11 protein-coding genes are annotated in these 12437 nt (G+C 68.5%); 9 read left to right on the top strand and 2 right to left on the bottom strand.

Annotation, left to right across the window (positions count from 1 at the left end; genetic code table 11):
* Positions 1-13: 13 nt before the first annotated feature.
* The 3 genes from ACIBF5_RS12975 to ACIBF5_RS12965 are packed head-to-tail and all read left to right on the top strand — an operon-like array spanning position 14 to position 2925.
* A complete protein-coding gene (locus tag ACIBF5_RS12975; RefSeq protein WP_396811101.1) occupies positions 14-1636 on the top strand; it encodes a flippase in 1623 nt (540 codons plus the stop codon).
* Entirely contained in the window at positions 1633-2490 is an 858-nt protein-coding gene (locus tag ACIBF5_RS12970; RefSeq protein ID WP_396811099.1) for a sulfotransferase family protein, read from the top strand. Before ACIBF5_RS12975 ends, ACIBF5_RS12970 begins: the two co-directional genes overlap by 4 nt.
* Positions 2491-2529: 39 nt before the next feature.
* Positions 2530-2925, top strand: coding sequence for a hypothetical protein (locus ACIBF5_RS12965; RefSeq protein ID WP_396811097.1), 396 nt, complete (start codon positions 2530-2532; stop codon positions 2923-2925).
* A gap of 54 nt (positions 2926-2979) precedes the next feature.
* On the opposite strand, the gene ACIBF5_RS12960 is transcribed toward ACIBF5_RS12965, so the two are convergent.
* Complete coding sequence (locus tag ACIBF5_RS12960) at positions 2980-3948, bottom strand: NADP-dependent oxidoreductase (RefSeq protein WP_396811095.1); 969 nt, start codon at positions 3946-3948, stop codon at positions 2980-2982.
* A 90-nt stretch (positions 3949-4038) separates the two neighbouring features.
* Here ACIBF5_RS12960 and ACIBF5_RS12955 point away from each other — a divergent pair, with 90 nt between their 5' ends.
* From ACIBF5_RS12955 to ACIBF5_RS12930, 6 genes are all read left to right on the top strand, one after another.
* Complete coding sequence (locus ACIBF5_RS12955; RefSeq protein WP_396811094.1) at positions 4039-4638, top strand: TetR/AcrR family transcriptional regulator; 600 nt, start codon at positions 4039-4041, stop codon at positions 4636-4638.
* A gap of 72 nt (positions 4639-4710) precedes the next feature.
* The gene (locus ACIBF5_RS12950; protein WP_396811092.1) at positions 4711-5145 is read left to right on the top strand and encodes a VOC family protein; all 435 of its coding nucleotides are present in this window, start codon (positions 4711-4713) and stop codon (positions 5143-5145) included.
* A 434-nt stretch (positions 5146-5579) separates the two neighbouring features.
* Positions 5580-6659: a tyrosine-type recombinase/integrase gene (locus ACIBF5_RS12945; protein ID WP_396811091.1), complete on the top strand. Its 1080-nt coding sequence runs from the start codon at positions 5580-5582 to the stop codon at positions 6657-6659.
* Positions 6656-7900: a tyrosine-type recombinase/integrase gene (locus tag ACIBF5_RS12940; RefSeq protein WP_396811089.1), complete on the top strand. Its 1245-nt coding sequence runs from the start codon at positions 6656-6658 to the stop codon at positions 7898-7900. Before ACIBF5_RS12945 ends, ACIBF5_RS12940 begins: the two co-directional genes overlap by 4 nt.
* A gap of 834 nt (positions 7901-8734) precedes the next feature.
* On the top strand, positions 8735-9457 hold the full coding sequence (locus ACIBF5_RS12935) for a hypothetical protein (RefSeq protein WP_396811087.1): 723 nt from the start codon (positions 8735-8737) through the stop codon (positions 9455-9457).
* 28 nt (positions 9458-9485) lie between these two features.
* The gene (locus tag ACIBF5_RS12930) at positions 9486-10664 is read left to right on the top strand and encodes a DUF6891 domain-containing protein (RefSeq protein WP_396811085.1); all 1179 of its coding nucleotides are present in this window, start codon (positions 9486-9488) and stop codon (positions 10662-10664) included.
* Positions 10665-11540: 876 nt separating this feature from the next.
* Here ACIBF5_RS12930 and ACIBF5_RS12925 read toward each other — a convergent pair.
* Positions 11541-12437 carry a hypothetical protein gene (locus tag ACIBF5_RS12925; protein ID WP_396811083.1) on the bottom strand — a complete coding sequence of 299 codons (897 nt, stop codon included), beginning with the start codon at positions 12435-12437 and terminating at the stop codon, positions 11541-11543.

The following is a 12437-nucleotide window of genomic DNA, read 5'->3' as shown; positions in this document are numbered from 1 at the left end:
TCCGGGCCGCAGGGTGAACGGCGAGCCCGGCGACCGGCCACCGGCCACATCGGAGACCGGTGACCAACAGGTACGCGGAATGGCCCGCGGCGGTGTGCTGAACCTGGCCAGCGCGGTGTTGAGTCAGGCCGCGCTCTTCCTGGTCATGCTGCTGCTGGCCCGGGTGCTCGGTGTCCGTGAGGTCGGCCGGTACGCCCAGGTCTACGCGGTGCTGTCGCTGCTCGGACTCCTCTCGCTCTCCGGGTTCCGGGCCGGGTTGACCCGGTTCGTGGCGGTGCACCTCGCTGACGACGACCCGGCGGCGATCCGTGGGACGATCCGGCTCGGTCTGGTCATCTCGGCGGCGGCGTCCACCGTGATCGCGGTCGGGCTGGCCGTCGGCGCACCGTGGCTGGCCAGGGCCCTGCACGACCCGCAGCTCACCGGTGGGCTGCGGCTGGTCGCGCTGGCCCTGCCCGCGGCCACCGTCTGCGAGGCGGCGCTCGCCGCCACCCGGGGCTGGCGCCGGCAGCGGGCGTACGCCCTGATCGGGCAGGTGTACGAGCCGGTCACCCGGTTGCTGCTCACCGCGTTGGCGCTGCTCGTCGGTGCCGGCCTCACCGGTGCGTTCTGGGCACTGGTGCTGGCGAGCTGGAGCGCGGCCGGGCTCGCCCTCGTCGCGCTCGCCCGGATGCTGGGCCGGGTGCCGGCGGCGCGGCCCGCGTACCGGCCCGGCGAACTGTTCCGCTTCTCCACGGTGAGCTGGGTTTCCTCGATCTCCTCCACCGGTCTGATCTGGGTCGACGCGCTGCTGCTCGGCTTCTTCGACTACGGGGCCGACAAGATTGGCGTCTATCACGTGGCGACCCGGCTGGTCACGGTCGCGGTCTTCGTGCTGGCGCCGATCAACGCGTCGTTCGGCCCGTACCTGGCACACCTCTACCACCAGGAGCGGTGGGACGAGGTACGCCGGATCTACGCGGTCGCGACCGGCTGGGTCGTACGACTCTCGCTGCCGGCGTTCGTGGCGCTGCTGGTCTTCCCGGAACAGCTACTGCGCCTGATCGGTGGACCCGGCCTGGCCGGTGGTGCGGCGGTGACGATCGTGCTGGCGCTCGGGCAGTTGGTCAACGCGGCGACCGGGCCGTGCGGAACGCTGCTGAACATGTCCGGCCGGGTTTCGGTCAACATGTTCGACAATCTTGCCGCGCTGGTGCTCAACATCCTGCTCAACCTCTGGCTCATCCCGGCGCACGGGATCCTCGGCGCGGCGGTCGCCTGGGCGGTCTCCCTCGCGGTGGTGAACGTGGCCCGGGTCTGGCAGGTACGGGTGCAGGTGCGGGCGGTGCCGGTCACCGTCGGCATGGTGAAGGGGCTCGGTGCGGCGCTGCTCGCGTTGGCCGCCGGATTCGGCGTGCGGTCGCTGGTGCCGGGCTGGGGGGCGCAGCTCGTGCTCGGTCTGGCCACGATCGTGGTGGTCTACCTGGGCGCGGTGCTCGCCCTCGGACTCAGTCGGGAGGACGTGATGGTGTTGCGGTCGGTGACCCGCCGGGGTGGCCGGCGTTCCGCCGGGGGTGTGGCGAGGGGCGACGCCTCGGGCGTGGGTGCGGGCCGGGGCGTGGCGACCGACCACACCGGGGCCGGGGTCGGCTCATGAGCGGCCTCGGTCGAAGGCTGGTCACCGACCAGTTGCGCCGGGGCGTCCGGGCCGCGCGGGCGTGGGGACGGGCGAGCCGCCCGGGACCGGCCGGTCCGCTCCCCGATTTCCTGGTCATCGGTGGGCAGCGTTGCGGCACCACGTCGCTCTACCACTACCTCGCCGCACACCCGGGGGTACGGGTGGCGACCGGCAAGGAGTTGCAGTTCTTCAGCCTGCACCACGGTCGGGGTACGCGCTGGTACCGGGGCCACTTCCCGCGCCTCGCCCCGGGCGAGCGCACCTTCGAGGCGAGCCCCTACTACCTGTTCCACCCGAGCGTGCCGGCGCGGGTGGCGGCGACCCTGCCCGAGGCCCGGTTCGTGGCGCTGTTGCGCGACCCGGTGCAGCGGGCCTACTCGCACTACCTGCACACCCGCTCGTACGGCGCCGAGCCGCTCTCCTTCGCGGACGCGCTCGACGCGGAGGAGGAGCGGCTGGACCGGGCGTTACGCGACGGGCCGGACAGCCGGGCCGCCCACCGGGCGTTGCGCAACCACTCGTACGTGGCCCGTGGCCGTTACGCCGAGCAGTTGGAACGCTGGTTCGCGCAGATCCCCCGGGAGCGGATCCACGTGGCCCGCAACGAGGACCTGAGCCGCGACCCGGCGGGCACGTACGCGGAGATCCTGCGTTTCCTCGACCTGCCGGCGTTCACTCCGGAGGCGTTCGCCCGGCACACCCGCCGGGTTGACAGTGGGCCGTCGCAGCTCACCCCGGAGCTGCGGGACCGCCTGGCGGCGTACTTCGCGCCGCACAACGCCCGCCTCGCCGAACTGCTCGGCTGGACCGAAGCGTGGGGGAGCGACGGCTGAACCGGTCGCCGGTGGGGTGACGGCTAGGGTCGCCGGAGGATGACGATCCTCTACATGCCGTTCGCCCACTCCTACCTTGTGGGCGGGGAGCTGTCGCCGGACGACTTCTGGGGGTCGTTGCCCGGCTGGTCGAGCGAGCGGGGGGCCGGTCGCGAGGAGTTCGGGGAGCACGTCAACGCTGTCGTCGACCGGTTCGCCGAACGGCTCGGTCCACCGGAGTGTGATGTCCGGACCGATGGTGAGCACCTGTCCATCGGTCGGTACTCGTGGCGGTACGCCGCCTGGCGACGTGGCCGCCACATCCTCGTGGTCGGCCCGGCACTGGACGCCTTCTCCTACGCCCAGGACGAGGAGGCTGTCGTCTACATAGGCGAGTTCGCCGAAAACGCCCCGTTCCCCGACGCCGCCGACTTCCTCACGCTCATGAGCTTCTAGCCGCAGTTTCATGCCGGGGTTGCCTCACCGCGAAATTCCGATGGGCAGTGTGTGTCACATCGTGACGACCAGCTTGCCGGTCGTGTGCAGGCGGACGAAGTCGGCGCACGCTTGAGCGCCCTCGTCGAGGGTGTAGCGGCGGCCGATGGTGGCGGTCAGCGCGCCACTGGCCGCCAGCTCGCCGACCTCACGCATGCCGCCGAAGGTGCCGTCCATGTCCAGCACGAAATACAGGCCGACGTCGTCGCGCCCGATCCACTCCTGCTGCGGTACGGGGTAAGTGATCGTGAAAAGGCGTCCGCCTGGGCGGATGGTGGTTGCCACTGGGGTGAGGTGATCGCTCGGCAGGGTCAGGTTGAGCGCGAGGTCGACGTCGGAGGGGTACTCGGATTCCGCGTACCCGATGGTTTCCTCGGCGCCGAGAGCTCGCAGGATGTCGGCATCGGCGGCGGTCGCGGTGGCGATCACCCGGGCTCCTGCCCTGGCGAGCAGTGGGACCACAGCGGTGCCCACGCCGCCGGTAGCACCCACCACCAGGACGGTTTCGCCGGGCTGCACCTTGGCGGTGGCCATCAGTGCTCGTGCGGTCAGGCCGATGGTGGGCAGGGCGGCTGCCTGTTCGATGTCGAGGCCGACCGGGCGGTGCGCCAGGAACGGGGTGTTGGCCTCGAAGACCGCGTATTCGGCCAGTGAGCCTGTGCTCAGTGACGGCCGGGTCGCACCAGCCATCGCGCGCAGCGCCCGTGGCACGGCCTGGCCGAAGATCTCGTCACCCACCTGGTAGGCCGTCACGTCGGCGCCGAGCTCGCTGACCGTGCCGACGAAGTCGTTGCCGGGCACGTGCGGAAACTCCAGCGGTACGACGTCGCGGAAATCGCCGCTCGGCAGCCGGACGTCCGCCGGGTTGATCGAGGCGGCGGCGATCCGGACCTGGATTTGTCCCGGACCGGGCAGGGGCACCGGCACATCGGCCACCGTGTACTCCTCGGGTGGTCCGTAGCCGGTTACGACAACTGCCTTCATGTGCCACCTCCGGAAACGGACCACGTGGTCATGTTCGAGTGGCAAGGTAGCAATAAGCGGACCGGGCGGTCAACTTGCTAGGGTGGTGACATGACCTCGACCCGTCCGCTGCGTGCCGACGCCGCCCGCAACCGGCGGCTGTTGCTGGCGGCGGCAACGGACGAGTTCGCGGAGCGGGGTCTGGACGCTTCGGTCGCCGACATTGCCCGCCGGGCCGGTGTCGGGAAGGGCACCGTGTTCCGCCACTTCGCGACGAAGGACGACCTGATCGCCGCGATCGTCCTCGACCGGATCGAGGCGCTCAACACGGTCGGTGAAAGGCTGCTCGAAACGGCGGATCCGGGCGCCGCGTTGCTGGAGTTCCTCACCGTCGCCGCCCAGCAGCGACAGCAACGCGACCTGTCCTTCCTGCATGAGGCCGGCGAACTGTCCGCAGATGTCACCAGGGTTCGCGCCGAGATGTTCCACACCGTGCACAGGCTGGTCGATCGGGCTCGTGAGCACGGCGCCGTGCGGGCCGACGTCACCGGCGCGGACATCATCCTGCTGATGTGCGCGCCGAACTACGTCATCAGCTACGTGCAGGATGCCTCACCGGACCTCTGGCGGCGATACCTCGCCATCATCTTCGACGGCCTACGCCCAGAAGGCGCCCACCCGCTGCCCCACCCACCGCCGGCGGCCCCCTGACACCGGACGCCACAACTCAGCCAGGAGCGGGCCGGTCGGGACGACGATGGACCCCGCCTCTATGGTGGACCGATGGCGTCGGTCAAGCAGTTCCAAGTCACCTTCGACTGCGCAGAACCTGAGCGCGTCGCCCGTTTCTGGTGCGAGGTGCTGGGATACGTCGTACCTCCGCCGCCGGAGGGGTATGCCACCTGGGACGATTTCGATCGCACCCTGCCGCCCGAGCGGCAGGGTTCAGCGTTCGTATGCCTTGACCCCTCAGGCGTGGGGCCGCGACTGTTCTTCCAGCGCGTTCCCGAAGGCAAGGTCGTCAAGAATCGGCTGCATCTCGACGTGCGGGTCGGCACCGGTCTCGTGGGTGAAGAGCGCCTGGCCGCACTTGAGGCCGAATGCGCACGACTGCTCCCGCTCGGCGCCGTACGTGTGCGACTCCTGACTGCGGATGACGAGAACGAGTCGTGCCTCGTGATGCAGGACATCGAAGGCAACGAGTTCTGTCTCGACTGAGTCGCCGGCGACCGTGGCACCTTTGCGAGTCGACTGGTGCAGTCCGCCACCACGACGGGTCGCCCTCCCGTAGCAAACGGGCGAGAGCAGGCCCCGGATGCCGGTCGCACCACCTCGTAACTGGTGGACGCGGAGGGATTGGTGCGCAAGAGGGTTGAGCGCCACGTTTCGCGAGTTCCCACTGGTAGCCGCACCCCAGTAGTCCTCGGACGGCATAGATTCGTCAGGAACGTCCGTGCATCCATTCCGCGATCCGCGTGTCATGCGCTACGACCGCGCCCGCAAGAACCTCGACCGCCACCCCAACTACATCCTCGCCGCCTACATGGCCTCCGGAACGTATCGGCCCAACAAGCGGATTTGCTTGATATGCAGGTAATCCTCGTTGACTCAGTGTCGGTATCCGCCGGTGGGTCTGACGGAGAGGTTCCTGTATGTCTGTCTGGTTGGATCTTGGGTTGCGGCGGTCGCGGACCGTGGCTGGTGATCTCGTCGTCCGGTTCGGTGTGCCGTTGCTGGACGCCTATCTGGAGTTTTTGTCCGTGCGGTCACGGCCGAACACGGTGGCGGCGGTCGCGTACGACCTGAAGGTGTTCTTCATGGTGGTCGGTAAGCCGCCGGTGGAGGTGGTCGCGGCGGACGTGTTGGCGTTCGTCACCGCGCAGCACACGGGTCGGCCTGTTGGCCGGTTGCAGGGCGTTGTCGATGGCTTGGCGGGGTTGTCGGCGCGCACGGTGCGTCGCCGGTTGTCGAGCGTGTCGGGGCTGTACGCGTTCCTGCAGGCGCGCGGTGATGTGGCGGCCAACCCGGTGCCGCGTGGGCTGCCGACGCGGCGGGAACGGCAGCGTCCGCGTCAGGGCGTGCCGCTGGTACGCACTCCACGGACGCTGCCCAGGATTCTTGAGCCCGCGCAGGTCGACGCGCTGCTGGCGGCGCTGCGCACGCACCGGGACCGGGCGATGGTCGAGGCGATGCTGTTGGGCGGGCTGCGCCGCTGCGAGGTCCTCGGCCTGCGGTTGGAGGACCTGCGGGTCGCCACGCGGCGGTTGTTCATCGCTGAGGGCAAGGGCGGCCATCAGCGGATAATCCCGGTCTCGGGCCGGTTCTTCACCTCGCTGGCGGCGTATCTGGAGGCCGAACGCCCTGCCGGTGCCGACACCGACCGCGTGTTCGTGGTGTTGAAGGGACCGCGTCGCGGGATGCCGCTGTCGGCGTCGGGCCTGGACCAGATCCTCGACTCCGCCCGCGAGCGGGCCGGGCTTGCGCGGGCGACCTGCCACCAACTGCGGCACACCTGCCTGACCCGACTCCGCGAGGCCGGCATGGCCTTGGAAGCGGTGCAGGCCCAGGCCGGTCACGCCTCGATCGAGTCGACCCGCGTCTACCTGCATCTGGCCGACGACTGGCTGGCGTCCCAGTACCGACGCGCCGCCGAGGCCATCGACGCGCAGCTGCTTCCCGGCAAACCAGCGTCCGGTCACAGCCTCCAGCCGGTGGACGGAGGCCGGCAGTGAGTAGCCCGCTACGCCTGCCCAGCTGGGACCACCTGGCCGCAGCCGTTCCGGACGTGGTCGCCACCATGCGCCGCTACCTCGACCAGATCGGCTGCATCCTGCGCCCCGGCAGCGTCGGCAATGCCGACCTGGCCCTGCGGTCACTGGCCGCGTTCCTCGTCGAACAAGCGCCCGACGTGCGCACCATCGCCGGCATCCACCGCCGCCACCTGGAAGACTTCCGCCGCTGGCTCGCGGACCGACCAGGCCGCGACACGGCACGGGTATCCCCGGGGACGCTCGCTCACCGGCTCGGCACGCTACGGATGTTCTTCGTCCGCCTTCAGGAGTGGGACTGGCCCGACGCACCCGCACGGGTGCCGATCATCCCCGCCGACCTGCCCCGCCAAGACCACCCCCTACCGAAAGCTCTCGACGACGCGGCCGCGGCCAAACTGCTGCGCTGCGCCCAAACCCAACCACGCATGCTGGTCCGCGTCGTCGTGGAAGTGTTGCTACGCACCGGACTACGCGTCGGGGAGTTCACCGCCCTACGGGCCGACGCAGTCGTGCTCATCGGCGCCGCGCACTGGCTACACGTGCCCGTCGGCAAACTCCACGAGGACCGCTACCTGCCCCTGCACCCCCACCTGGTCACCCTCATCGCCGACTACCGCACCGCCCACGTCAACGCCGACCACCCACTGCTACTGCCCAGGGAGAACGGCCGACCGCTGGATCGCCACACCGTCACCCGGCTGATCAACAAAGCCAGCGCCGCCGCCGGTTTGACACACATCCACCCGCACCAACTACGTCACACCCTGGCCACCCAGGCGATCAACCGAGGCATGACCCTCGAAGCCATCGCCGCCCTACTCGGACACCGCAGCCTCGACATGACCCTGCGCTACGCCAAAATCGCCAACCGCACCGTCGCCGACGAATACTTCGCCGTCACCGAAAAAGTGGAATCCCTTTACCAGCAAGGCAAACCACTGCCCGCCGACACCATCGGACCGAAGATGGCCCGCCTGCGACGCGAGCATCACCGCCTGCTCGGCAACGGCTACTGCACCCGCCCACCCGAACTGGACTGCGCTTTCGAAACGATCTGCGAGGCCTGCACCTACTTCCAGACCAGCATCGAGTTCCGGCCCGTCCTGCAACGCCAACGCGACCACGCCGCCGAACACGGGCAGGAACACCGCGCCGACCTGTTCGACCGGCTCCTCACCCGCGTTGACCGACACGCATCATGATCAGCTTGACAAGGATTACCTGCATAATGTCGAGATGAGTGCATTTACGAGGGTGAGCACTTGGAGATGGTCCGTCACGCGAACGCCTGCTCCCGCATATTCTCGGATGCCTTCGCCTAGCCCGAATGTCATAATGCCGCAGTGGAGGGCTTTCGGTGTGCGAGCTGCGGGAACACGCTGAGCGTCCCGGTCCGGTTGGTGGAGCTGCCGCCGGGGCCGCATTGGTCGCTCCTGGATTGCCATCACGTGAACCCGCCGCTCCTCGTCCCCGGCACCTACGCCATCGACGAGGCCGCGTATGGCCGTGATCAGGTCCTCGGTACCTTCGTTCTCTCACCCGGCGACGTACGCGGGACACGTTTCGTCCATGAGCTTGTGCGCACGGGCTGCTGGTCCCTGGTGGGGTGGAACCCCTGTGTGGCTTGCGAAGGCTGTGGCGCCTTGGTCGCCTCCCGGACGGATGACTGCAGGGTGGCCCAGGAGACGCGCTTTTACCCAGCGATGGTTGTCCGGGAGGCGTGTGACGATGAGCCTGAACGCGCCACGGATCCTTTTGCGCTGATTGCCGACTGGGACAGCCCTGCGCCCGACACTAGACAACACCGCTGGGTGCCCGAGCCGACCCGCCCTCGTCCCGAACTCGTTGCGACCCGCTGGGGCGGCCGAGGTTTGAAAGAGCATCTTTTTCGAGATGATCCGCCAGCCTGACCAGCCAGCCAATATCGGACCTCGACGGTCGGCGTAAGGGATTGATCTGCCTCGATGAGGAGCCTTTGACGTTGGGCAGCACTGAATAGAGTCGCGTGAGAAGGCCAGGGGTGGCAGGCTGCCGAGGTGCTCGCAAAGCCGCCGGGGAACCAGTCGTGGGTGTTCGACCTCACCGCATCTGACAATGTCCTACGTCACCGCGCGCTGACCCGGCACCAGGCGTTGCTCGCGGCGGCTTCGGAGGCACTGCACTGGTCGAACAGGGTATGGGAGCAGGCTGGCACCCCGGCGCCGACCGAACCGCACCTGGCTGCCGAGATGGATCAGGCCAGGGCCGAATTCCGCTGGCACCGGGAGCGGACGATCCTCGGACCGATCAGCGCGTTCTTCGAGTCGGAGCGCTCCGACTCGGTAGCTCGACTGCTGTATGCCCCATATCTGGTGCTGTATTTGCGGTGGGAGGCGGACTACCCGCAGGAGTGGAGTGCGCCTGGCTCGTGGATGTGGTCGCCCTGGGGAACGAAGGAGGTGCTCCTGCGTGAGTTGGACCGCGGTGGTGTGCCTGAGCAGGTCCGGCGACAGATCGGCGACCTGATCGTCTCAGCCCTCGAGCGACCGTATCGGTGTAAGGACTGGATGTACGGGCGGCTGGTCCGGCACGTCCTGGACGTGCCTTTCGTCAGCAGGGTCGAGGCACTCCTGGACGCTGAGGATCCGCTCGTTCGGCTACGGGCGCAGTTCATCCTCCACGTTGCCCGGCATCCGCAGCGCGCCGTCAAGAGAGTCAGCTGGCAGCACTGGCTGTCCTGCGACGCGGGCAATGGTCAGGCTTCGGAGCGGCCTGACTGAGCGGCGGAGACGTTGATATCTTGCCGCGATGCAACCCGATGACCTTCGGCAGTCCGCGACCCAGTACGCACGCCGTGAGGTGGCCCGCGGCATCATGACGTGCGGGATGATCGTGTCCGGTATGGCGGAGTACCTGCACGGTGAGGGCGAGCCCGCGGACCTGTACGCGCTGGCCTGGGAGATCGTGCCGCGCGAGTTCGCTGCGCACCTGGATGTCCAGGCGGAGTGGCCCGCGCGGACCGACAGCGACCGGCTCACGGACGCGTTCCGCGCGCTCGACCTGGCTGGGATCGTCGCCCGGGAGGATTTCGCCTGTTGTCAGTCATGCGGGAACAGCGAGATCGGTGACCATGTCGGCATAGGGACTCCGGCTCGCGGATTCGTCTTCTATCACGGGCAGGATGCCGAGCGGGCCGCTCAGGGCGGGACCCTGTGGCTGGCGTACGGCTCCTTCGACAAGCAGATCGGCGCTGCGCAGGTCGGTGAGGAGGTTGTGGCCGCCCTGCGCGGCGAAGACCTGGAGGTGGACTGGAATGGCGACGCCGCCCAGCGCATTCACGTCCGGCTGCGCTGGGCAAAACGGCGGTACGGCCGGATGGCCGCCTTCCCGGTGAGCGCTGAGCCCGGCCGTACCGTGGCGGTTCAGTTCGTTCCTGACCGGCACATGGTCTTCCCACCGATGTCGGTGGGCGCGCTCGCCGCGCTCGAGCTGCCCTGGCTGCCCGACGATACGAGCGTGCGGGTCGACGACGGCGAACGGACGGTGACGATCCGGCGGGAGAGGCACCGCCTGATCGGCGACGACGGCCGGGAGGCGGGCCGCTTCGAGGGCTTGGGGCTTTTCAGCGCGGACAACGAAGGTGAGCTACCCGACGAGACGGGGCTGATCGAGGTCACCTATCAGTGCATGCCGAGCGGCCCAGAGCAGATCGCCGGACGGCCGATGAGTCTGCCCGAGGTACTCGCCGTCGTGCGGCGGCTGCCCACCCGGACGGACTCGTGGCTGGCCGCCACGCACGAAGCCGGCATCGTGCAGATGCGCTGGGAGAACGGAGTGCTCTGGCTGGAGTCGCCGTTCGTGAGCGAGTCCGCCTCGGTCGGCAAGTACGCCAGCCTCGACGAGGCCGAGCGGATGCTCACCATCCTGGCCACCGAGAACCGCAACGCGATCCGCGACCTGGACGGCGTGACCACCAAGCCCTGGTAATGACCGGATTTGACCCGCTACGGTATGCATACACCGGCTGCGGCACTGCCTGCGGAGTACCCGCCAGTCGGCGAGCAGGTCGACGCGGTCGTTCAGGAGGTCAGCCGGTACTACCCGCCCGCCTGGATACGCCTCACGCTGCGTGCCGCAGACCTGGATGAGTTTGGCTGGCCGCGCGGATGCTGCGGCCAGCCCACAACCCTCAGCCCTGGCGGCGACGGCGTCACCGTCGATGTACGCAGCAGTGAGGGACCGGGATGCGCCTCGTTCGCCGCGCACCGGTCCTGTCTGACCGACCGCCTCAACCCGGACTTCAACGGTGACCGCGCACGGGTCAACGCCGTGGGACGCGGCCAACCGCCGCCCCCAGCAACCGGGAACCAAACGCCCTGACAGTGGCACCCACTGCCGGATACACCCTCACAGACGCACGAGATCACGCGTACATGCCGCCGATGGTGCGCGCAGGCCGCAGGGCATCGTTACGCCCGGCATGCGCGCGTCGCGCGACCGCGTATCTTCCGGCAGCAGCGCTTCGCTCGTACGCCGTATTGGTGCGGCGCGCTCGCTCGGACGCCGGGCACAAAGTTCGTTGTGGCAACCTGATCGTGTGGATCAATCAGTATGGCTAGAGGTGTCAGCGGCTGTGGCTGCGGTGTTGCCTGGCGTCAGACGTTCCGCGCACCCTGATCGGGCGCGCCGCGTCCGACAAGATCATGTTCGCGCTTCTGTCGCCGCTGATTGTGCGCATGGGTAGGCGGCGTGCCGCCGAGCACCGTAGTCCTCTTCGCTGTTGCTCAGGATGCGAGACTTCCGAATTGAGTATGCCCGGCGCTCGTCGGTTAGGGCATAGCCCTCGCAGCCGGCCGACAGGTGTTATTTCGTCCGCTCCGCGCCGTATCCATGGCGCATCCGGATCTTCATCGGATCGGTCCCGGTCGTCGTCACGTGTGCGATCAGCACAGACCTCAGCGGTTCGGGAATGTCGGCGCGCTGCGAACCGGCCCACTGAAGGGACGTAAACAGCTCTGCGGCGCCGTCGAGCTGGCTCAGAGTCAACGATGCCGACGTCAACGCGCAGAAGATCGACTCGGTCGGCTCGGTCAACAGCATGCGCTCGGGCGCCAGCTCGTACCACGGCGTGCCACCCATCGTGGTCGTGTGGCGAGGCGGAAAGCCAGCCCACGCCACCAGCGTTCGGATGCGCTCGATGGTGTTGGGGTACCGCCGGGCTACCAGATCGGCAAGCCTTTCCTCCGCGCCGGTTTCTCGGCGCGACGCGGCCTTGGCCGCCTCGGCGAGAGCCGGCGGCGCGGCCTTCACCCACTGGACGCGACGTGCCTCTTCCTCAGCCGCTTGACCAGCCAACAACTGCTGGACCTCGCGCGATCCGCTCAGACCTCGGTCTGCCAGCCAGTCGGTCAGGCCAGGGCCATCACGGAGGTCCGCATCCCAACTTCCGACGCCTCTGATAGCGGTTTGATGATGCAGCGTCCAGCGCGCGATCTCGCGGCCGGCGGCATCCGACACGAGGATTGTCGGCCATCCCATGCACCGACAACGATCTCCGGTGTCGCCGTCGACGACAGCGAGCCTGCGAGCCAGCTCTGCAACCTCCTTGCCCGACACCACAATCCGGGCCGCGTCGGGCCGGTCGAGCTCATCAGGGGACGCCTCAACGATCAGTACTTCAGCAGCCTCGGCCAGCACACGTTCGACCAGCGCTGTACTGGGAGCCGTGTCACCGCTGGCGATCGCTGGCGCATCAGTCAC

Origin of the sequence: Micromonospora sp. NPDC050417 (assembly GCF_044458865.1) — a bacterium.
In the GTDB taxonomy this organism is placed as follows: domain Bacteria; phylum Actinomycetota; class Actinomycetes; order Mycobacteriales; family Micromonosporaceae; genus Micromonospora_G.
This window is presented reverse-complemented; position numbering and strand designations above follow the sequence as displayed.